Origin of the sequence: Pseudomonas sp. BCA17 (assembly GCF_004519405.1) — a bacterium.
GTDB lineage: Bacteria > Pseudomonadota > Gammaproteobacteria > Pseudomonadales > Pseudomonadaceae > Aquipseudomonas.
The window spans coordinates 569277-589628 of sequence record NZ_SGWI01000002.1 but is presented as its reverse complement, the minus strand read 5'-3'; the positions used below and the strand labels follow the sequence as shown (position 1 = coordinate 589628).

General features: G+C 58.9%; 20 protein-coding genes. 16 read left to right on the top strand and 4 right to left on the bottom strand.

Features of this window, described 5'->3' with window-relative positions:
* Positions 1 to 7: 7 nt before the first annotated feature.
* A complete protein-coding gene (locus EXW71_RS11615; RefSeq protein WP_017138275.1) occupies positions 8 to 445 on the bottom strand; it encodes a YhcB family protein in 438 nt (145 codons plus the stop codon).
* A 146-nt stretch (positions 446 to 591) separates the two neighbouring features.
* Here EXW71_RS11615 and EXW71_RS11610 point away from each other — a divergent pair, with 146 nt between their 5' ends.
* The 3 genes from EXW71_RS11610 to zapE all read left to right on the top strand — a co-directional run bounded on the left by EXW71_RS11610 (position 592) and on the right by zapE (position 3775).
* On the top strand, positions 592 to 1221 hold the full coding sequence (locus EXW71_RS11610) for an alpha/beta hydrolase (RefSeq protein ID WP_134658699.1): 630 nt from the start codon (positions 592 to 594) through the stop codon (positions 1219 to 1221).
* Between the two features lie 24 nt (positions 1222 to 1245).
* Positions 1246 to 2601, top strand: a complete 1356-nt coding sequence (locus tag EXW71_RS11605; protein ID WP_134658697.1) for a tryptophan--tRNA ligase — start codon at positions 1246 to 1248, stop codon at positions 2599 to 2601.
* Between the two features lie 79 nt (positions 2602 to 2680).
* A complete protein-coding gene (gene zapE / locus EXW71_RS11600; RefSeq protein WP_134658695.1) occupies positions 2681 to 3775 on the top strand; it encodes a cell division protein ZapE in 1095 nt (364 codons plus the stop codon).
* A gap of 126 nt (positions 3776 to 3901) precedes the next feature.
* On the opposite strand, the gene EXW71_RS11590 is transcribed toward zapE, so the two are convergent.
* Complete coding sequence (locus EXW71_RS11590) at positions 3902 to 4822, bottom strand: GlxA family transcriptional regulator (RefSeq protein WP_177421589.1); 921 nt, start codon at positions 4820 to 4822, stop codon at positions 3902 to 3904.
* Positions 4823 to 5042: 220 nt separating this feature from the next.
* Here EXW71_RS11590 and EXW71_RS11585 point away from each other — a divergent pair, with 220 nt between their 5' ends.
* Positions 5043 to 6179 carry an acyl-CoA dehydrogenase family protein gene (locus EXW71_RS11585; protein WP_134658689.1) on the top strand — a complete coding sequence of 379 codons (1137 nt, stop codon included), beginning with the start codon at positions 5043 to 5045 and terminating at the stop codon, positions 6177 to 6179.
* 99 nt (positions 6180 to 6278) lie between these two features.
* Here the strand turns inward: EXW71_RS11585 and EXW71_RS11580 are convergent, their stop codons facing one another.
* Positions 6279 to 7319, bottom strand: a complete 1041-nt coding sequence (locus EXW71_RS11580) for an NADP(H)-dependent aldo-keto reductase (protein ID WP_123714562.1) — start codon at positions 7317 to 7319, stop codon at positions 6279 to 6281.
* 249 nt (positions 7320 to 7568) lie between these two features.
* Here EXW71_RS11580 and rplM point away from each other — a divergent pair, with 249 nt between their 5' ends.
* The 8 genes from rplM to EXW71_RS11540 all read left to right on the top strand — a co-directional run bounded on the left by rplM (position 7569) and on the right by EXW71_RS11540 (position 13369).
* Positions 7569 to 7997, top strand: coding sequence for a 50S ribosomal protein L13 (gene rplM / locus EXW71_RS11575; protein WP_060754914.1), 429 nt, complete (start codon positions 7569 to 7571; stop codon positions 7995 to 7997).
* A gap of 14 nt (positions 7998 to 8011) precedes the next feature.
* Positions 8012 to 8404: a 30S ribosomal protein S9 gene (gene rpsI / locus EXW71_RS11570; RefSeq protein ID WP_016971570.1), complete on the top strand. Its 393-nt coding sequence runs from the start codon at positions 8012 to 8014 to the stop codon at positions 8402 to 8404.
* A gap of 266 nt (positions 8405 to 8670) precedes the next feature.
* Positions 8671 to 9267: a ubiquinol-cytochrome c reductase iron-sulfur subunit gene (gene petA, locus EXW71_RS11565; RefSeq protein ID WP_123714563.1), complete on the top strand. Its 597-nt coding sequence runs from the start codon at positions 8671 to 8673 to the stop codon at positions 9265 to 9267.
* On the top strand, positions 9267 to 10478 hold the full coding sequence (locus EXW71_RS11560; RefSeq protein WP_123714564.1) for a cytochrome bc complex cytochrome b subunit: 1212 nt from the start codon (positions 9267 to 9269) through the stop codon (positions 10476 to 10478). Before petA ends, EXW71_RS11560 begins: the two co-directional genes overlap by 1 nt.
* Complete coding sequence (locus tag EXW71_RS11555; protein ID WP_134658687.1) at positions 10478 to 11257, top strand: cytochrome c1; 780 nt, start codon at positions 10478 to 10480, stop codon at positions 11255 to 11257. Before EXW71_RS11560 ends, EXW71_RS11555 begins: the two co-directional genes overlap by 1 nt.
* Positions 11258 to 11406: 149 nt before the next feature.
* Entirely contained in the window at positions 11407 to 12024 is a 618-nt protein-coding gene (locus tag EXW71_RS11550) for a glutathione S-transferase N-terminal domain-containing protein (RefSeq protein ID WP_123714566.1), read from the top strand.
* Between the two features lie 17 nt (positions 12025 to 12041).
* Positions 12042 to 12461: a ClpXP protease specificity-enhancing factor gene (locus tag EXW71_RS11545; protein WP_123714567.1), complete on the top strand. Its 420-nt coding sequence runs from the start codon at positions 12042 to 12044 to the stop codon at positions 12459 to 12461.
* 158 nt (positions 12462 to 12619) lie between these two features.
* Entirely contained in the window at positions 12620 to 13369 is a 750-nt protein-coding gene (locus EXW71_RS11540; RefSeq protein WP_134658685.1) for a FadR/GntR family transcriptional regulator, read from the top strand.
* Between the two features lie 3 nt (positions 13370 to 13372).
* Here the strand turns inward: EXW71_RS11540 and EXW71_RS11535 are convergent, their stop codons facing one another.
* Positions 13373 to 14527 carry a phospholipase gene (locus EXW71_RS11535; RefSeq protein ID WP_134658683.1) on the bottom strand — a complete coding sequence of 385 codons (1155 nt, stop codon included), beginning with the start codon at positions 14525 to 14527 and terminating at the stop codon, positions 13373 to 13375.
* 231 nt (positions 14528 to 14758) lie between these two features.
* Between EXW71_RS11535 and kdgD the strand changes: the two genes are divergently transcribed.
* The 4 genes from kdgD (at position 14759) to garD (ending at position 20196) form a co-directional block, all read left to right on the top strand.
* The gene (gene kdgD / locus EXW71_RS11530; RefSeq protein ID WP_106578655.1) at positions 14759 to 15670 is read left to right on the top strand and encodes a 5-dehydro-4-deoxyglucarate dehydratase; all 912 of its coding nucleotides are present in this window, start codon (positions 14759 to 14761) and stop codon (positions 15668 to 15670) included.
* Positions 15671 to 15724: 54 nt separating this feature from the next.
* On the top strand, positions 15725 to 17170 hold the full coding sequence (locus tag EXW71_RS11525) for an aldehyde dehydrogenase family protein (protein ID WP_134658681.1): 1446 nt from the start codon (positions 15725 to 15727) through the stop codon (positions 17168 to 17170).
* Between the two features lie 96 nt (positions 17171 to 17266).
* Positions 17267 to 18631, top strand: coding sequence for an MFS transporter (locus EXW71_RS11520; protein WP_134658679.1), 1365 nt, complete (start codon positions 17267 to 17269; stop codon positions 18629 to 18631).
* A gap of 11 nt (positions 18632 to 18642) precedes the next feature.
* On the top strand, positions 18643 to 20196 hold the full coding sequence (gene garD, locus EXW71_RS11515; RefSeq protein WP_123714573.1) for a galactarate dehydratase: 1554 nt from the start codon (positions 18643 to 18645) through the stop codon (positions 20194 to 20196).
* Positions 20197 to 20352 lie beyond the last annotated feature (156 nt).

Genomic DNA, 20352 nt, shown 5'->3' with positions numbered 1-20352 from the left:
AGAAGACTTACTTCTTCAAGCCGTAATGCTCATCCAGCATGCCGGGGGCGTTCGGCGTTTTTGGCGCGTAGTCCCGTGGTGGCTCCTGGTTTTCCCGTGGTGGGGTCAGGCGCTCACGTGGGGCTTGCGGTGCATCGGAATGCAGCGCGGCCAGCAGGCGCTGACGGGTGATGTCGTCGAGGGCCAGGCGGTTGGCACCATCGGCGAGGTGGTCCTGTACTTCCTGGTAGCTCTGGGTGAGCTTCTTGACCAGGGTCGCGGTGCTGTTGAAGTGGGTAACAACCTCGTTCTGATAACTGTCAAAACGTTCCTGAATGTCATCCAGCTGACGCTGCGTGCGGTTAGGCGCGGCATTTGGCAGCAGGCGAGCAACCAGGAATCCAATGGCGACACCGGCAACCAGGGCGAGAGTCGGCAACAACCAAACTAAGAGCGAGTGTTCCACGAGTCCTTCCTCTATAAACGGCTTTGCTTTACGTTAACGGCTCGGACCTGCGCTGTATACCGCGATTAAGCTCGCAATCATGCCATGCACAGACTTTTAGCTAGACGAGTCGACCCCTTGAGAGGTCACGGAGTTCATCCTTGCTCATGCGTGAAACCCCCGTTTTGATCGAAGGCCCGGTGGGTCAATTGGAAGCCTTGTACCTGGATCACCCCGAGCCACGTGGCCTGGCGCTGATCTGCCACCCCAACCCGGTGCAGGATGGGACCATGCTCAATAAAGTCGTGTCGACCCTGCAACGCACCGCCCGCGATGCGGGTTTGATTACTTTGCGTTTCAACTACCGTGGTGTCGGCGCCAGCGCTGGCACCCACGACATGAGCACCGGTGAAGTGGATGACGCCGAAGCAGCTGCGACCTGGCTGCGGGAAAAACACCCGGACTTGCCGATCACGCTGCTCGGTTTTTCCTTCGGCGGCTATGTGGCTGCCAGCCTCGGCGGGCGCCTGGAGGCCAAGGGGGAAAAGCTTGCGCACTTGTTCATGGTGGCGGCGGCGGTGATGCGCCTGCGCGATACGGACCCGCTGCCGCTGGGCTGCCCACTGACCCTGATCCAGCCGGAAACCGACGAAGTGGTCGACCCTCAGACCGTCTACGACTGGTCCGCTGCCCTCAAACGCCCCCATGAGCTGCTGAAAGTGGCAGAATGCGGACACTTTTTTCATGGCAAGCTGACCGATCTCAAGGATCTGGTACTGCCGCGCCTCTCGAATTGATAGCAGTCTGATAAGCGATTACCCATGACGACTCGTACCCGTATCCTCACCGGCATCACCACCACCGGCACGCCGCACCTGGGCAACTACGCCGGCGCGATCCGCCCGGCGATTCTCGCCAGCCAGGACGCCAATGCCGATTCCTTCTACTTTCTGGCTGACTACCACGCCCTGATCAAATGCGATGACCCGCAGCGCATCCAGCGCTCGCGTATGGAAATCGCCGCGACCTGGCTGGCCGGCGGCCTGGATGTGAACCGGGTGACGTTCTATCGCCAGTCCGATATCCCGGAAATCCCCGAACTGACCTGGCTGCTGACCTGCGTGGCCGCCAAGGGCCTGCTCAATCGTGCCCATGCCTACAAGGCCTCGGTGGACAAGAACGTGGAAGCCGGTGAAGACCCGGATGCGGGCATCAGCATGGGTCTGTACAGCTACCCGGTACTGATGGCGGCGGACATCCTGATGTTCAATGCGCACAAGGTGCCTGTCGGCCGTGATCAGATCCAGCACGTGGAAATGGCCCGTGACATTGGCCAGCGCTTCAACCACCTGTTCGGCAACGGTAAAGAATTCTTCACCATGCCCGAGGCGCTGATCGAAGAAAGCGTCGCCACCTTGCCGGGCCTGGATGGCCGCAAGATGTCCAAGAGCTACGACAACACCATCCCGTTGTTCACCAGCGCCAAGGACATGAAAGACGCCATCTCGCGCATCGTCACCGACTCCCGTGCGCCCGGCGAAGCCAAAGACCCGGATAACTCGCACCTGTTCACCCTGTACCAGGCGTTTGCTACGCCGGCCCAGGAGCAGGAGTTCCGTGCCGAACTGCTGCAGGGCCTGGGCTGGGGTGAGGCGAAGAACCGCCTGTTCCAACTGCTGGATGGCCAACTGGGCGAAGCTCGTGAGCGTTACCATCAACTGATGTCGCGCCCCTCGGACATGGAAGACCTGTTGCTGATCGGCGCCAAGAAAGCGCGCGCCGTGGCCGCACCGTTCCTGGCCGAGTTGCGTGAAGCGGTGGGCCTGCGTTCGTTTGTCGAACAGGCAGCAGCGCCGGTCGCCGCCAAAAAGAAAGCGGCGAAAGCGGCGCGCTTCGTGAGCTTTCGCGAAGACGACGGTAGTTTCCGTTTCCGTTTGCTGGCGGCCGATGGCGAGCAACTGCTGCTGTCGCGCAACTTTGCCGATGGCAAAGCCGCGGGTGCGGTGACCAAGCAGTTGCAAAGCGGTGACCCACTGGACGTACGCAGCGAAGCCCTGGGCTTCACCGTATGGCTGGGCGGCGAGGCCGTGGCCGACAGTGCCGAGTTCGCCGACGAACAGTCGCGCGATGCTGCCATCGCCGCATTGCGCGTAGCGTTGACCCCTATCGAGGATTAACCCGACCAAGGGTTGATTGCCATTATCCAGGGCCGTCGCTACAGTGACGGCCCGTTTTTGTTGCCTTGCTAACGAAATTATGACGCCCCTAGAACGATATCAAGCTGATCTGAAACGCCCTGAGTTCTTCCATGACGCGGCTCAGGAAAATGCGGTGCGTCATTTACAGCGCCTGTACGACGACCTGCTCGCGGCCTCGCAAAGCAAGCCAGGGATGCTCAGCAAGCTGTTTGGCAAGAAAGACCGCACGCCGGTCAAGGGCCTGTACTTCTGGGGTGGCGTCGGCCGGGGCAAGACCTATCTGGTCGATACTTTCTTCGAAGCGCTGCCGTTCAAGGACAAGGTCCGTACCCACTTCCACCGCTTCATGAAGCGTGTGCACGAAGAGATGAAGACCCTGCCGGGCGAGAAAAACCCCCTGACCATCATCGCCAAGCGGTTCTCCGAAGAAGCGCGGGTGATCTGCTTCGATGAGTTCTTTGTCTCCGACATCACCGACGCCATGATCCTCGGCACCCTGATGGAAGAGTTGTTCAAGAACGGCGTGACCCTGGTCGCGACTTCGAACATCGTGCCCGACGGCCTGTACAAGGACGGCCTGCAACGTGCGCGCTTCCTGCCGGCCATCGCGCTGATCAAGCAGAACACCGAAATCGTCAACGTCGACAGCGGCGTCGACTACCGCCTGCGTCACCTTGAGCAAGCCGAGCTGTTCCACTTCCCGCTGAACGAAGCGGCCCACGAGAGCCTGAAAAAGAGCTTCCGTGCGCTGACGCCGGAATGCACTCAGGCGGTGGAAAACGACAAGCTGATGATCGAAAACCGCGAAATCATTGCGCTGCGTACGTGCGATGACGTGGCGTGGTTCGACTTCCGTGCACTCTGCGACGGCCCGCGCAGCCAGAACGACTACATCGAACTGGGCAAGATCTTCCACGCGGTGATCCTCAGTGGCGTGGAGCAGATGAGCGTCACCACCGACGACATCGCGCGGCGGTTCATCAATATGGTCGACGAGTTCTACGACCGTAACGTCAAGCTGATCATCTCGGCGGAGGTCGAGCTCAAGGATCTCTATACCGGCGGTCGCTTGAACTTCGAATTCCAGCGCACGCTGAGCCGTTTGCTGGAAATGCAGTCCCACGAGTTCCTGTCGCGCGGACACAAACCCTAAGACCAGCTTCTGTGGCGAGGGAGCTTGCTCCCGCTGGGCTGCGCAGCAGCCCCAAAAGCTTGGGAACGCTGCGCGCTGGAGCGCCAGCCCGGTCCAGCGGGAGCCAGCTCCCTCGCCACAGTAAATCTACGCCGCTTGCTGGAACTGCTGGCGGTATTGGTTCGGCGACAACTCGGTGTGCTGCCTGAACAACCGCGCAAAGAAACTCGCATCGTCATACCCCACCTCGTAACTGATGGTCTTGATGCTCTTGCGGCTGCCCGAGAGCAGGCCCTTGGCCGTTTCGATTCGCAGGCGTTGCAGATAATGCAGCGGCTTGTCACCGGTGGCCGTCTGGAAGCGGCGCATGAAGTTGCGGATGCTCATGCCGTGTTCGCGCGCGACATCTTCAAAGCGGAACTTGTCGGCGAAGTGCTCTTCGAGCCAGTGCTGGATCTGCAGGATGATCACGTCCTGATGCAGCTTCTGCCCGCCAAAACCGATGCGTCCCGGTGCGTAGTTGCGCTGCACTTCGTAGAGGATATCGCGGGCCACGGCCTGGGCGATGTTGGCGCCGCAGAAACGTTCGATCAGGTAGATGTAGAGGTCGCATGCCGACGTGGTACCGCCGGCGCAATACAGGTTGTCGGCATCGGTGAGGTGTTTGTCCTGGTTGAGTTGGACCTTGGGGAAACGCTCGCTGAAGGCATTGAAGAAGCGCCAGTAGGTTGTCGCTTCCTTGCCATCGAGCAAGCCGGCCTCAGCCAGCCAGAACACCCCGGTGGCTTCGCCGCAGAGTACGGCGCCGCGGCTGTGTTGTTCGCGCAGCCAGGGCAGCACTTGCGGGTAGCGCGTGCAGAGGGCATCGAAATCGTCCCAGAAGGCCGGCAACACAATGATGTCGGCGTTTTCCAGACCGCCATCCACCGGCATGATCACGTCGCTGAAGCTGCGCACCGATTGCCCGTCGGGGCTGACCAGGCGCGTTTCGAATGCCGGGGTCAGGCCCAGGCCCTGCTGTTTGCCATAGCGCAGGCTGGCGAGGTGGAAGAAATCCTTGGCTTGCATGAGGGTTGAAGCGAATACCCGATCAACGGCCAAAATGCTGACGCGCCGCAAGGGCGTGGAGATTTGGTTAGACATAATTTCATTTATTCTTATAGGGGAAAGTGGTCACCAGACGGCTGGATCGTCTTATTTTTTGTCGCATGTGTCCAGTGTCCCGTGACGCCATCGCGGCATAGTCTCTGTGGGCTCGTCCTTGTCCGACAATCCTTGCAGGTGACCCATGATTCCCAGAACCTTGTTCAGCCCAGAGCACGAACTCTTTCGCGAGAGTGTGCGCACCTTCCTCGAAAAAGACGCGGCGCCATTCCACGGGCAATGGGAGAAACAGGGCTACATTGACCGTAATTTATGGCGCAGGGCAGGGGAGGCGGGGATGCTGTGTTCCCATCTGCCGGAGGAATATGGCGGGCTGGGGGCAGACTTCCTCTACAGCGCGGTGGTGATTGAGGAAATCAGTCGCCTGGGCCTGACCGGAATCGGGTTCTCTCTGCATTCGGATATCGTTGCGCCCTACATCCTGCATTACGGCAGCGAGGCGCTGAAGCACAAATACCTGCCCAAACTGATCTCGGGCGAAATGGTCACGGCCATTGCGATGACCGAGCCGGGTGCCGGTTCCGACCTGCAGGGCGTCAAGACCACAGCGGTCCTGGACGGTGATGAGTATGTGATCAATGGCTCCAAGACCTTCATCACCAACGGCTACCTGGCCGAGTTGGTGATCGTCGTGGCCAAGACCGATCCCAAGGCCGGCGCCAAGGGCACCAGCCTGTTTCTGGTCGAAGCCGATACGCCGGGCTTTGACAAGGGCAAGCGTCTGGAGAAGGTGGGCATGAAGGCTCAGGATACCTCGGAGCTGTTTTTCCAGGACGTGCGCGTGCCCAGGGAAAACCTGTTGGGCCAGGCGGGCATGGGGTTCGCTTACTTGATGCAGGAGTTGCCCCAGGAGCGTTTGACTGTCGCGATTGGTGCCTTGGCGTCCGCCGAGGCTGCGTTGGAGTGGACCCTGGAATACACCCGTGAGCGTAAAGCGTTCGGCAAGGCCATTGCGGATTTCCAGAACACTCGCTTCAAGCTCGCAGAGATGGCGACCGAGATTCAGATTGGCCGCGTGTTCGTCGATAAGTGCATGGCATTGCATCTGGAAGGCAAGCTTGATGTGCCTACGGCGGCGATGGCCAAGTACTGGGCGACGGACCTGCAGTGCAAGGTGCTCGATGAGTGCGTGCAGTTGCATGGCGGTTACGGCTTCATGTGGGAATACCCGATTGCCCGGGCCTGGGCGGATGCGCGGGTGCAGCGGATCTATGCGGGTACCAATGAAATCATGAAGGAAATTATTGCGCGGGCGCTTTGAATGGGTGTGTGGCTGATGGCCTCATCGGGAGCAGGCCCGCATTTGAACTATTCATCCATCAAATGTAGGGCTTGCTCCCGATAGCGGCCTAAAGGTCAATCAAGGCGCTGGATTCGGATGATCCTTCTGGATCGCCTCAATCCCTTCCAACACTTCCTTCGACAGCTTCAGGTCAGCGCTGGCAATGTTGCTGTCCAGCTGCGCAAGCGTTGTGGCCCCGATAATGTTGCTGGTCACGAACGGCTGCTGCGTCACGAATGCCAGTGCCATCTGTGCCGGGTCCAGGCCGTGTTCACGCGCCAGCGCGACGTAACGGCTGCACGCGGCTTCCGACTGCGGGTTGAAGTAGCGGCTGAAGCGGCTGTATTCGGTCAGGCGTGCCTTTGCGGGACGTGCGCCGCCTTCGTACTTGCCGCTGAGCATGCCGAACGCCAGGGGTGAATAGGCCAGCAGGCCGCATTGTTCGCGAATGGCGACTTCCGCCAAGCCCACTTCGAAGCTGCGGTTGAGCAGGTTGTAGGGGTTCTGGATCGACACTGCACGGGTCCAGCCGCGCGCTTCAGCCAGCGCCAGGAACTTCATGGTGCCCCATGGGGTTTCGTTGGACAGGCCGATGTGGCGGATCTTGCCGGCCTTCACCTGTTCATCCAGTGCCTCGAGGGTTTCTTCCAGCGGGGTGAGGTCGTCTTCGTCCTTGTGCTTGTAGCTCAGTTGGCCGAAGAAGTTGGTGCTGCGTTCCGGCCAGTGCAGTTGATAGAGGTCGATCCAGTCGGTTTGCAGGCGCTTGAGGCTGGCGTCCAGGGCTTCGACGATGTGCTTGCGGTTGTGGCGCAGGTGGCGGTCGCGGATGTAGTCGATGGTATTGCCGGGGCCGGCGATCTTGCTGGCCAGGACCCAGTCGGCACGGTCGCCGCGACTCTTGAAGTAGTTGCCGATATAACGCTCGGTGGTGGCGTAGGTTTCGGCCTTGGGTGGCACCGGGTACATCTCGGCCGTATCGAGGAAGTTGATCCCCGCGGCCTTGGCTCGTTCGATCTGCGCGAAGGCCTCTGCCTCGCTGTTCTGCTCACCCCAGGTCATGGTGCCCAGGGCTATCGCGCTCACGTTCAGATCCGTACGGCCCAGCTGTCGATAATCCATCGGGTACTCCTTCAGGGAAAACAATCATAAAAGCAGGTTGAATTTTTTTTCGCAATCTGCATAATTGCCCACCTCTTTCTGCAGTGGAAGTGATGCGCCGCCTGCCGAAGAATCTTGCCGTTGAACGGACGCGCCGACCCGAGCCCCCGATAGCGTCTGTATCCGGCTGCCTTTGACCTTGTCAAAGTACGCACTATTCAGTAAGATCCGCCGTCTAAATTTACAGGCGGCCCCTGAGGCTATTAAAGAATGACAACTTTTACTGCAAAACCGGAAACAGTTCAGCGCGACTGGTTTGTCGTCGACGCCGCTGGTCAGACCCTGGGTCGTCTGGCCACTGAAGTCGCCAGCCGTCTGCGTGGCAAGCACAAGCCTGAGTACACCCCGCACGTTGATACCGGTGACTACATCGTCATCATCAACGCTGAGCAGGTTCGTGTAACCGGCAACAAAGCAAGCGACAAAATGTACTACCGTCACTCCGGTTTCCCAGGCGGTATCAAGTCTTCCAACTTCGAAGGCCTGATTTCCAAGAAGCCTGAAGCCCCGATCGAAATCGCGGTCAAAGGCATGCTGCCGAAGGGCCCACTGGGTCGCGATATGTTTCGCAAGCTGAAAGTCTATGCGGGCGCAGCTCACCCTCATGCTGCTCAGCAGCCCCAAGAACTGAAGTTTTAACGGAATAGTTCATTATGTCGGCGACTCAAAATTACGGCACTGGCCGTCGCAAAACCGCAACCGCACGCGTTTTCCTGCGTCCGGGCACTGGTAACATCTCGATCAACAACCGCTCCCTGGATAACTTCTTCGGCCGCGAAACTGCCCGCATGGTAGTTCGTCAGCCGCTGGAACTGACCGAGACAGTTGAAAAGTTCGACATCTACGTCACCGTTATCGGTGGCGGTGTAAGTGGTCAAGCTGGCGCAATCCGCCACGGCATCACTCGCGCGCTGATGAGCTACGACGAAACCCTGCGTAGCGCTCTGCGCAAAGCTGGCTTCGTTACTCGCGATGCCCGTGAAGTTGAACGTAAGAAAGTCGGTCTGCGTAAAGCGCGTAAGCGTCCGCAGTACTCGAAGCGTTAATTCGCTTTACGTTCCACAAAAACGCCCAGTCTCCTCACGGAGCTGGGCGTTTTTTATTGCCTGCGATTTGTGCAGAAAATTTGCCGTGACAACTTGCCACATCCGTAGACCCCCTATACTACAAGGCTTGGAGAGGGAGCCCCGGGCAATTCCCTTGTCATACGTGGGGCTTTTCATTACCATCCGTCAAAATTTTTATAAGTAAAGATTCAACACTTAGTAGACGCCTGATTTAACAGGCCAAAAAGCTGATGGGAGAGGACTGAATGAGCAATGACGGCGTGAATGCAGGCCGGCGTCGCTTCTTGGTAGCAGCCACATCCGTGGTGGGTGCTGCAGGAGCGGTGGGGGCTGCGGTCCCGTTCGTGGGGTCATGGTTTCCCAGTGCCAAGGCGAAAGCCGCAGGTGCACCGGTGAAGGTGAATGTCAGCAAGATCGACCCAGGCCAGCAGATGATTGCTGAGTGGCGCGGTCAGCCAGTGTTCATCGTTCGTCGTACCGAGGAGATCCTGGGAAATCTGAAGAAAATCGAAGGTCAACTGTCTGACCCCGACTCGAAGAATTCCGACCAACCCGCTTACGTAGATAAGGAAATCCGTTCGATCAAGCCGGAGATTCTGCTGCTGATCGGTATCTGCACCCACCTGGGTTGCTCGCCTACTTTCCGCCCTGAAGTTGCCCCTGCAGACCTTGGCAAAGATTGGGTCGGTGGTTATTTCTGCCCTTGTCACGGTTCTCACTACGACCTGGCTGGTCGCGTCTACAAAGCACAACCCGCACCCTTGAACCTGCCAGTTCCGCCACATCATTACGAGACTGACAGTGTCATTGTCATTGGCGTCGACGAGGGGGAGAAAGCCTGATGAGCAAGTTCATGGATTGGGTGGATGCGCGTTTCCCCGCCACTAAAATGTGGGAAGACCATCTCAGCAAATATTACGCACCAAAAAACTTCAACTTCTTCTATTTCTTCGGCTCCCTGGCACTGCTGGTGCTGGTCAACCAGATCGTCACCGGCGTCTGGCTGACGATGAGCTACACCCCGTCGGCGGAAGAGGCGTTCGCCTCCGTCGAATACATCATGCGTGACGTCGAGTACGGCTCGATCCTGCGCCTGCTGCACTCCACAGGCGCTTCGGCGTTCTTCATCGTCGTCTACCTACACATGTTCCGTGGCCTGCTCTACGGTTCGTACCAGAAGCCCCGCGAACTGGTGTGGGTCTTCGGCATGCTGATCTACCTGGCGCTGATGGCCGAAGCCTTCATGGGTTACTTGCTGCCATGGGGCCAGATGTCGTACTGGGGCGCCCAGGTGATCATCTCGCTGTTTGGCGCGATCCCGGTCATCGGCAACGACCTGACCCAGTGGATCCGTGGTGACTACCTGATCTCCGGCATCACCCTGAACCGCTTCTTCGCCTTGCACGTCGTGGCCTTGCCGATCGTGATTCTCGGCCTGGTGGTGCTGCACATCCTGGCGCTTCACGAAGTGGGTTCCAACAACCCGGACGGCGTGGATATCAAGAAGCACAAAGACGAAAACGGCGTACCGCTGGATGGCATTCCATTCCACCCGTACTACACCGTGAAGGACATCGTCGGCGTAGTGGTCTTCCTGTTTATCTTCTGCTCGATCGTGTTCTTTTTCCCGGAGATGGGGGGTTATTTCCTGGAGAAGCCTAACTTCGAACAGGCCAACGCTTTCAAGACTCCCGAGCATATTGCACCGGTCTGGTACTTCACGCCGTTCTACGCCATCTTGCGGGCAATCCCCGACAAGCTGATGGGCGTGATGGCGATGGGCGCTTCGATCGCGCTGCTGTTCGTGCTGCCTTGGCTTGACCGAAGCCCGGTCAAGTCCATGCGCTACAAAGGCTGGCTGAGCAAAATCTGGCTGTGGGTATTCTGCATCGCCTTCGTGATCCTGGGTGTATTGGGTGTACTGGCACCGACCCCTGAGCGTACGCTGCTGTCGCAGATCTGCACCTTCCTGTACTTCGCTTACTTCATTCTGATGCCGTTCTACACCCGGCTCGAGAAGACCAAACCGGTTCCGGAAAGGGTGACTGGCTGATGAAAAAGTTATTCGTTGCTTTGATGCTTGCGGCGCTGCCGCTCCTGTCCTTCGCGGCCGAACATGGGCCTGATCTGGAAAAAGTCGACATCGACGTGTCCGACAAAGCTGCCCTGCAAGACGGTGCGCGCACCTTCGCCAACTACTGCATGGGCTGCCATAGCGTCAAGTTCCAGCGCTATGAGCGCGTTGCCGATGACCTGGGCATCCCACACGAAGTGATGCTCGACAAGCTGGTGTTCACCGGTGCCAAGATTGGCGACCACATGAACATCGGCATGCAGCCGGCGGACGCCAAGGCCTGGTTCGGTGCCGCACCGCCCGATCTGACCCTGGTAGCGCGCGTGCGTGGGACCGATTGGTTGTATGGCTACCTGAAATCCTTCTATGAAGACCCGGCGCGCCCATGGGGTGTGAACAACAAAGTGTTCCCGAACGTCGGTATGCCTAACGTTCTGGTCAGCCTGCAGGGCCGGCAAGTGGTAGGATGCAAACAGGTTCAGGTCGTTGAAGATGGGAAGAAGCAATATGATCCGTTGACCGGTACGCCTTTGACTCATGAAGCGTGCGATCAACTGACCATCGTGCCCAAGACCGGTACGCTGAACGAAGAGCAGTTCGACGAGAAGGTCAAGAACCTGGTGACCTTCCTGGCCTACTCGGCCAACCCGGTCAAACTGCAGCACCAACGTATCGGCACCTATGTATTGCTGTACCTGGCTTTCTTCTTCGTATTCGCTTATCTGCTCAAGCGCGAATACTGGAAGGATGTGCATTGATCCAACCGTAAGCAATTGCTGTTAATCTTGCGCGCCCAGCGGCATCTCTGAACATGTAGCAGTCTGGTTGAACCGGACGTTACGGAGATGCTCACTGGGCGCGCTCGTTTTTGAGCTTTCGATAATTTCAACAAGCGAGGAGGACCGCCATGGGCGTGACCAATCGGTTGGCCTGTTACTCCGACCCCGCCGACCACTATTCCCACCGAGTGCGTATCGTGCTCGCAGAGAAGGGTGTCAGCGCCGAGATCATCAGTGTGGAGGCGGGCCGTCAGCCGCCGAAGCTGATCGAAGTGAACCCTTACGGCAGCTTGCCCACGCTGGTCGATCGTGACCTGGCATTGTGGGAGTCGACTGTGGTGATGGAATACCTGGATGAGCGTTACCCGCATCCACCTCTGCTGCCGGTGTACCCGGTGGCGCGTGCCAACAGTCGCCTGCTGATCCACCGGATCCAGCGTGACTGGTGCGGGTTGGTGGATGTGATTCTGGATTCGCGTACAAAAGAAGCCGTTCGAGTGCAGGCGCGCAAGGAGTTGCGCGAGAGCTTGACCGGTGTGTCCCCGCTGTTCGCTGATAAACCTTTTTTCCTCAGTGAGGAACAAAGCTTGGTGGACTGCTGCCTATTACCGATACTCTGGCGCTTGCCGATTCTCGGTATTGAATTGCCGCGGCCGGCCAAGCCGTTGCTTGATTACATGGAGCGCCAGTTTGCGCGTGAAGCTTTCCAGGCGAGTCTGTCTGGTGCCGAACGCGATATGCGCTAAGGCTTAAGGAGCCGCTGATGAACTCCAGTCGACCCTACCTGGTCCGCGCGCTCTATGAGTGGATTGTGGACAACGATTGCACCCCGCACGTACTGGTCAACTCTGAATTTCCCGCGGTTCAGGTACCGCAGGGTTTCGCCAGTGACGGGCAGATCGTCCTGAACGTATCGCCCAGCGCCGTGCGCCATTTGCACATGGACAATGAAGCGATCAGCTTCGAAGGGCGTTTTGGTGGCGTGCCGCATACGCTGTACGTGCCGATTGGCGCCATTCTTGGGATCTATGCCCGTGAGAATGGCCAAGGCATGGTATTTGATCTGGAGGCGCCTTTCAGCGATGACGAATCGATTGAAGGCGAAGACGGTGATGATGTGCCACCACCGGACACCGAGCCACCGCGTCCCAGCGGCCGGCCGAGCCTGAAAGTGGTGAAGTAACCGGTTTACCCTGGGTGGTAATCCTGGAAAATGCCTCGACCTGCGTCGGGGCATTTTTTTGCGCAGATGATAAAGATGAAAGTCGCGACGGGACGGTGATCGTACAACCGCCATGGGCTATCATGCGTGCTCAAGTTCGCCGAGAAAGATGATTCATCATGGATAACACCCACACCGCCCCGCGTCTTCCCCGCAAGCGCCGCAGTCTTGCCCAGGAACTGGTCACGGTGTTGTCCGAGCAGATCCGCGATGGGCAACTCAAGCGCGGCGATAAATTGCCGACGGAGTCGGCGATCATGGACGCCCATGGGGTCAGTCGTACCGTGGTGCGTGAAGCGATCTCGCGATTGCAGGCCGCAGGGCAGGTGGAAACCCGCCACGGTATCGGCACTTTTGTGTTGGATACGCCAAGCCCCAGCGGCTTTCGGATTGACCCGGCCACGGTCGTGACGCTGCGTGATGTGTTGGCGATTCTGGAGCTGAGGATCAGCCTGGAAGTGGAGTCTGCCGGCCTCGCGGCCCTGCGCCGTAGCGATGAACAATTGGCGGCCATGCGTGCAGCCCTCGATGCCCTGAATGAAAGCGCGTCCCATGCGGGTGATGCGGTGGCCTCTGACTTTGCATTCCACCTGGAGATTGCGCTCTCTACCGGCAACCGTTACTTCACCGACATCATGACCCACCTGGGCACCAGCATCATTCCGCGAACGCGTTTGAATTCCGCACGCCTGGCCCACGATGACCAGCAGCACTACATGGACCGCTTGAGTCGTGAGCACGAAGAGATTTATGAGGCGATTGCGCGGCAGGATTCGGATGCCGCGCGGGCAGCCATGCGCTTGCATCTGACCAATAGTCGGGAGCGGCTGCGCCATGCCCATGAAGAGGCGCAGGCGCAGCGCGGTTAACGGTTACGCGGGTTGGTTGGGCTTATAGTCCTTGAGTAGCAGATAGGTGCTCCATCCCCACCAATCATTCGTCCAGTGTTTGTCGTTCAGGTCATTCACGTCCTTTCGACGCAGCACTTTGTCGCCGTCCATCTTGAACAGCGGCGAAAAGTTATTCGCCGGGTTCTGCGCGGCATTCAGATCGGGCACGTACAGCGGTGCCTTGAAGTTGGCCGGGGAGGGCGCGACACCACTGATAAACGTGTCGAAAATCTCATCCGCCGAAGCCTGCACCGCACGTTTGACCTGCACCCGATTGTCCGCGTCGATCGTATCGAAATAGCGTTTATCCCCATACGCGTGCCACTGATCGCCCATGGCATTGCGCACCTTGAGCCCGAATTTGCTGTCTTCGTCGTGCATGAAGCGACTGATCAGTGAACCCAGTTCGCCGGGAGTCACCACGGCCGCCAGTTGTTTGCGCGGCACACGCAAGTGGCCGGCGGAGAACAGGTCAGTCAAAAAGTGATCCGCGAAGCTGTTCATGGCATACGCCAGCTCCAACGCCTGGTCGGTGCCAGTCTGATGAGCGACGACGGCTTGTTGAAGTGCTGCCGTGTGCCCCGCCAGATAGGCCGAAAGTGCCCACTCGCCGAAATGGTCGGCATTGTCCGCCGCCAACTTCAAGTAGCGTCCCAGTGGGATCAGCGCCGAAACCGCACTGCCGCCGCCGGTGATCCGGTTCCATTCTTCAGATAACGTATCACCCAGGGCGTCATACGCTTCATGGGGCTGCTTGCCGTCTTTGATGGCCTGGTTGACCGCGTTGATCTCCTTTTGCATCACCGCCAGAATTTTCCTGGCCTCTTCCCGCGATGCCGGTAGCACGGCCAGCGAGTTAAACGCTGCGCTAAAGCGTTGCACACGGTCGGCAGGGGAAGCGCCATCGCTGATGGGTTGGCCGGGGATGCCATAGAAGTCTCCACCCAAGGCGATCACTTGGCCATACGTCAGCGCCAGGCCGTTAGGCAGGTGCAACTCGACCTGATGTGCCGGAATCGCCGGAGCGTCTTTGACGAAGCGCAACAGGGTGTCGTCGCCGATGGCGGTGTGTTCACCCCCTTCGAAGCGCAGGGTAGGTGGGTTTTTTTCGGGTGCAGCGAGTTCAAGACCTGACATGTTAGCTCCTTGCTATGTCGTAGGAATCTTCCTTGATAACTGTATGTATATACAGCTAATCGAAGAGTAGAGGAAAAATTTCCTACGTCAAGAAGGAGCGTCTCAACACCGCACAGAATGAAGTCTGATGAATTGCAGTTGACGAATCTTTTTATAGTTGTACGATGACGTACGACATCGCCAAACCAACAACAACCTTTCACAGAAGTCTTTGCCCAGGGTGTTCGAATAATGAATCCACAAGAACTGAAGTCCATCCTTTCCCACGGTCTGCTGTCTTTCCCGGTGACCGATTTCAATGCACAGGGTGACTTCCATCAGGCGGGCTACATCAAGCGCCTGGAATGGCTGGCACCCTACGGCGCCACCGCGTTGTTCGCCGCCGGTGGTACCGGTGAGTTTTTTTCCCTGGCCGCCAGTGAATATTCCCAAGTGGTGAAAACCGCCGTTGATACCTGCGCCACCAGTGTGCCGATCCTCGCCGGCGTGGGCGGTTCGACCCGCCAGGCCATCGAGTACGCCCAGGAAGCCGAACGCCTCGGTGCCAAAGGCTTGCTGCTGTTGCCGCACTACCTCACCGAAGCCAGCCAGGACGGCGTTGCCGCCCACGTTGAAGCGGTGTGCAAATCGGTCAAAATCGGCGTGGTGGTCTACAACCGCAACGTTTGCCGCCTCACTGCGCCATTGCTTGAGCGCCTGGCCGAACGCTGCCCGAACCTGATCGGCTACAAGGATGGCCTGGGTGACATCGAGTTGATGGTGTCGATCCGCCGTCGTCTGGGCGACCGTTTCAGCTACCTCGGCGGCCTGCCGACTGCAGAGGTTTACGCTGCGGCCTACAAGGCCCTGGGCGTTCCGGTGTACTCCTCCGCGGTGTTCAACTTCATCCCGAAAACCGCGATGGACTTCTACCACGCGATTGCCAAGGACGATCACGCCACGGTCGCCAAGATCATCGACAACTTCTTCCTGCCTTACCTCGACATCCGTAACCGCAAGGCGGGCTATGCCGTGAGCATCGTCAAGGCCGGCGCCAAAATCGCCGGCTACGACGCAGGCCCGGTCCGTACCCCGCTGACTGACTTGCTGCCGGAAGAGTACGAAGCCCTGGCCGCGCTGATCGACAAGCAAGGTCCGCAGTAACTTATCAACAAGGCCGCTGAGCAATCAGCGGCCTTTTGCGTCAGGAGAAGATTTGTGTCCCAAGCCAAGCGTTTTGAAAACTACATCAACGGCGAGTGGGTGGCCGGTGCCGACTATTGCGTCAATCTCAACCCGTCGGAGTTGTCTGATGTCATCGGCGAATACGCCAAGGCTGACGTCGCCCAGGTCAATGCGGCTATTGATGCCGCCCGTGCCGCGTTCCCTGCCTGGTCGACATCCGGTATTCAGGCTCGACACGATGCCCTGGATAAAGTCGGCAGCGAAATCCTCGCCCGTCGTGAAGAACTCGGCACACTGTTGGCTCGGGAAGAGGGCAAAACCCTGCCCGAAGCCATCGGCGAAGTGACCCGCGCTGGCAACATCTTCAAGTTCTTCGCCGGTGAGTGCTTGCGCCTGTCGGGCGACTACGTGCCGTCGGTGCGCCCAGGCGTGAACGTTGAAGTCACCCGCGAGGCATTGGGGGTGGTCGGCTTGATCACGCCGTGGAATTTCCCGATTGCTATCCCCGCCTGGAAAATCGCCCCGGCCCTGGCCTATGGCAATTGCGTGGTGATCAAACCCGCCGAGTTGGTGCCGGGCTGTGCCTGGGCCCTGGCGGAAATCATCTCCCGCGCCGGTTTCCCCTCCGGCGTGTTTAACCTGGTGATGGGCAGCGGCCGTGTGGTCGGCGATGTGCTGGTCAACAGCCCGAAAGTCGACGGCATCAGCTTTACCGGCTCGGTGGGCGTGGGTCGCCAGATCGCTGTGAGCTGCGTGTCGCGCCAGGCCAAAGTGCAGTTGGAAATGGGCGGCAAGAACCCGCAGATCATCCTCGATGACGCCGACCTCAAGCAGGCTGTCGAGCTGTCGGTACAGAGCGCTTTCTATTCAACCGGCCAGCGTTGCACCGCATCCAGTCGCTTGATCGTAACGGCTGGTATCCACGACCGGTTCGTCGCGGCCATGGCCGAGCGCATGAAGTCGATCACCGTCGGCCACGCCCTGAAAAGCGGCACCGATATCGGCCCGGTAGTGTCCCAGGCCCAGTTGGACCAGGACCTGAAATACATCGACATCGGCCAAAGCGAAGGCGCACGGCTGGTCAGCGGTGGCGGCCTGGTGACCTGCGACACCGAGGGCTACTACCTGGCACCGACGTTGTTTGCCGACAGTGAAGCCGCCATGCGCATCAGTCGTGAAGAGATCTTCGGGCCGGTGGCCAACGTGGTACGCGTAGCGGATTACGAGGCCGCGCTGGCCATGGCCAACGACACCGAATTCGGTTTGTCAGCCGGTATTGCCACCACGTCGCTGAAGTACGCCAACCACTTCAAGCGCCACTCCCAGGCCGGGATGGTCATGGTCAACCTGCCGACCGCAGGTGTGGACTACCACGTTCCTTTCGGTGGTCGTAAAGGCTCATCCTATGGTTCGCGTGAGCAAGGTCGCTATGCGCAAGAGTTCTACACAGTGGTGAAAACCAGCTACATCGGGTCGTAAGACGTACCCGCAGTAGGAGCCGGTAGCCTGCCGGTTCCTACACCCAACACAGAAATGCTTACCCGCAAAAAAAATAATTAGTGGGAGTACATCTTCATGCAAGCGACCAAGCCGACCCACGTCCGCTATTTGATCCTGCTCATGCTGTTTCTGGTGACGACGATCAACTATGCCGACCGGGCCACTATCGCAATCGCCGGCTCCAGCCTGCAAAAAGACCTCGGCATCGACGCGGTCACCCTCGGTTACATCTTCTCCGCATTCGGTTGGGCCTACGTAGCCGGGCAAATTCCCGGTGGCTGGCTGCTGGACCGGTTCGGCTCGAAAAAAATCTATGCCTTGAGCATCTTCACTTGGTCGCTGTTCACCGTGCTGCAAGGTTATGTTGGTGAGTTCGGGGTTTCCACTGCGGTGGTCGCGCTGTTCATGCTGCGTTTCCTGGTGGGCCTGGCCGAAGCGCCGTCGTTTCCCGGCAATGCCCGTATTGTCGCGGCGTGGTTTCCTACGGCGGAGCGCGGTACGGCATCGGCGATCTTCAACTCGGCGCAATACTTCGCCACCGTGCTGTTTGCACCGCTGATGGGCTGGATCGTCTACACCTTCGGCTGGCAACACGTGTTTATCGTGATGGGTGCGATCGGCATCATCTTTTCGCTGGTCTGGCTGAAAGTGATCCACAGCCCGCGCCACCATCCGATGATCAACGAAGCCGAGTTCAATCACATCGCCGCCAATGGTGCGATGGTCGATATGGATCAGGACAAAGGGAAGGGCAAAAAAACCGACGGTCCGAAGTGGGATTACATCCGCCAGTTGCTGACCAACCGCATGATGCTCGGTGTATACCTGGGCCAATATTGCATAAACGGTATCACGTACTTCTTCCTCACCTGGTTCCCGGTGTACTTGGTGCAGGACCGTGGCATGACCATCCTCAAGGCCGGTTTCATTGCCTCGTTGCCAGCTATCTGCGGGTTTATCGGCGGTGTACTGGGTGGGGTGATTTCCGATTATCTTCTGCGCAGGGGCCATTCGCTGACCTTCGCGCGCAAGGCGCCGATCATTGGTGGCCTGTTGGTTTCCAGCAGCATCGTGGCCTGCAACTATGTGGATATCGAATGGATGGTGGTGGGCTTCATGGCCTTGGCGTTCTTCGGCAAAGGCGTTGGCGCACTGGGCTGGGCGGTAGTGTCCGACACTTCGCCGAAACAAATCGCCGGCCTCAGCGGCGGCTTGTTCAACACCTTCGGTAACCTCGCGTCGATTACCACACCGATTGTCATCGGCTACATCATCAGCTCCACCGGTTCCTTCAAGTGGGCCCTGGTGTTTGTAGGGGCAAACGCGCTGGTGGCGGTGTTCAGTTACCTGGTCATCGTTGGCCCAATCAAGCGTGTAGTACTCAAAGAGCCTCCAAGCAAAGGGCCTGAGCTGACCAACCTAACCGAAGCGCATTCCTGAGGGGTCGTGTGATGCAATTGATTGAACATGCCGATTCGCCGCGCTCGATTCGTTTGCACGAACGCGACAATGTGGTGATCGTGGTCAACGATCAGGGCGTACCGGCCGGGACCGAGTTTCCTGACGGCCTGGTGACGGTGGAGTTTATTCCCCAGAGCCATAAGGTGACCCTGGAGGATATTCCCGAAGGCGGTCGGATTATTCGTTATGGCCAGACCATTGGTTACGCCCTGGCGCCGATTCCGCGTGGCAGTTGGGTGCAGGAAGACCAACTGCGCATGCCCACCGCGCCGCCGCTGGACAGCTTGCCGCTGTCCACCGAGGTACCCGAAGCCCAGGCGCCGCTGGAGGGCTTTACATTCGAGGGGTATCGCAACGCGGACGGTACTGTGGGGACGCGCAATATCCTCGGCATCACCACCACGGTGCAGTGCGTCACCGGTGTGCTGGACCATGCGGTCAAGCGCATCAAGGACGAACTGCTGCCCAATTACCCGCACGTCGATGATGTGGTGGCGCTCACCCATAGCTACGGCTGCGGCGTGGCGATCACCGCGACGGATGCCTACATCCCGATCCGCACGGTGCGCAATCTGGCACGCAACCCGAACCTGGGCGGCGAGGCGCTGGTGATCAGTCTGGGGTGCGAGAAACTGCAGGCCGGGCAAGTGATGCATGAGAACGACAGCTCCGTCGATCTGAGCGAGCCGTGGTTATACCGCCTGCAGGACTCCAGCCACGGTTTCACTGAAATGATCGAGCAGATCATGGCACTTGCCGAAACCCGCTTGAAGAAGCTCGACCAGCGACGCCGTGAAACCGTGCCGGCCTCGGAGCTGATCCTGGGAATGCAGTGCGGTGGTAGTGATGCGTTCTCCGGCATCACCGCCAACCCGGCGCTGGGCTACGCCTCGGACCTATTGTTGCGAGCCGGGGCGACGGTGATGTTTTCCGAAGTGACTGAAGTCCGGGACGCCATCTACCTGCTGACTTCTCGTGCCCAGGACAAGGAAGTAGCCCAGGCGCTGGTCAGGGAAATGGACTGGTATGACCGTTACCTGGCCAAAGGCGAAGCGGATCGCAGTGCCAATACCACGCCGGGCAACAAGAAGGGTGGATTGTCGAATATTGTCGAGAAGTCCCTGGGCTCCATCGTCAAATCCGGCAGCAGCGCGATCAACGGCGTGCTGGGCCCTGGCGAGCGCTTCAAGGGCAAGGGCCTGATTTTTTGCGCGACCCCGGCCAGTGACTTTGTGTGCGGCACGTTGCAGCTGGCGGCGGGCATGAACCTGCATGTGTTCACCACTGGGCGTGGCACGCCTTACGGGCTGGCGATGGCGCCCGTGGTGAAGGTCTCAACCCGTACCGAGCTGGCGCAGCGCTGGCCAGACCTTATCGACATCGACGCCGGGCGCATCGCCACCGGGCGTGCGAGCATCGAGGAGTTGGGCTGGGAGCTGTTTCACTTCTATCTGGACGTGGCCAGCGGCAAGAAGAAGACGTGGGCCGAACATCACAAGCTGCATAACGACATCACTCTGTTCAACCCGGCACCCATTACCTGAGACCGCGTCGACGGCCTTCGCGAGCACGCCCGCTCCCACTTTTTGACCGCATTTAACCTGTAGGAACGCGGTCAGGTGTGGGAGGGGCTTGCCCCCGATAGCGTTAGACCGGACGGCGCGGGTTGCATGGCTTATCATTAGCCACCTGACGACGCT

Bases quoted from the DNA above. Each gene is read 5' to 3' on its own strand.
- EXW71_RS11550 (WP_123714566.1), top strand. From the start codon at position 11,407: ATGGGCGTGACCAATCGGTTGGCCTGTTACTCCGACCCCGCCGACCAC.
- EXW71_RS11585 (WP_134658689.1), top strand. From the start codon at position 5,043: ATGATTCCCAGAACCTTGTTCAGCCCAGAGCACGAACTCTTTCGCGAG.
- EXW71_RS11545 (WP_123714567.1), top strand. From the start codon at position 12,042: ATGAACTCCAGTCGACCCTACCTGGTCCGCGCGCTCTATGAGTGGATT.
- zapE (WP_134658695.1), top strand. From the start codon at position 2,681: ATGACGCCCCTAGAACGATATCAAGCTGATCTGAAACGCCCTGAGTTC.
- EXW71_RS11555 (WP_134658687.1), top strand. From the start codon at position 10,478: ATGAAAAAGTTATTCGTTGCTTTGATGCTTGCGGCGCTGCCGCTCCTG.
- petA (WP_123714563.1), top strand. From the start codon at position 8,671: ATGAGCAATGACGGCGTGAATGCAGGCCGGCGTCGCTTCTTGGTAGCA.
- EXW71_RS11580 (WP_123714562.1), bottom strand. From the start codon at position 7,319: ATGGATTATCGACAGCTGGGCCGTACGGATCTGAACGTGAGCGCGATA.
- EXW71_RS11540 (WP_134658685.1), top strand. From the start codon at position 12,620: ATGGATAACACCCACACCGCCCCGCGTCTTCCCCGCAAGCGCCGCAGT.
- EXW71_RS11610 (WP_134658699.1), top strand. From the start codon at position 592: ATGCGTGAAACCCCCGTTTTGATCGAAGGCCCGGTGGGTCAATTGGAA.
- rplM (WP_060754914.1), top strand. From the start codon at position 7,569: ATGACAACTTTTACTGCAAAACCGGAAACAGTTCAGCGCGACTGGTTT.
- garD (WP_123714573.1), top strand. From the start codon at position 18,643: ATGCAATTGATTGAACATGCCGATTCGCCGCGCTCGATTCGTTTGCAC.
- EXW71_RS11535 (WP_134658683.1), bottom strand. From the start codon at position 14,527: ATGTCAGGTCTTGAACTCGCTGCACCCGAAAAAAACCCACCTACCCTG.
- kdgD (WP_106578655.1), top strand. From the start codon at position 14,759: ATGAATCCACAAGAACTGAAGTCCATCCTTTCCCACGGTCTGCTGTCT.
- EXW71_RS11590 (WP_177421589.1), bottom strand. From the start codon at position 4,822: ATGCAAGCCAAGGATTTCTTCCACCTCGCCAGCCTGCGCTATGGCAAA.
- EXW71_RS11605 (WP_134658697.1), top strand. From the start codon at position 1,246: ATGACGACTCGTACCCGTATCCTCACCGGCATCACCACCACCGGCACG.
- EXW71_RS11560 (WP_123714564.1), top strand. From the start codon at position 9,267: ATGAGCAAGTTCATGGATTGGGTGGATGCGCGTTTCCCCGCCACTAAA.
- rpsI (WP_016971570.1), top strand. From the start codon at position 8,012: ATGTCGGCGACTCAAAATTACGGCACTGGCCGTCGCAAAACCGCAACC.
- EXW71_RS11520 (WP_134658679.1), top strand. From the start codon at position 17,267: ATGCAAGCGACCAAGCCGACCCACGTCCGCTATTTGATCCTGCTCATG.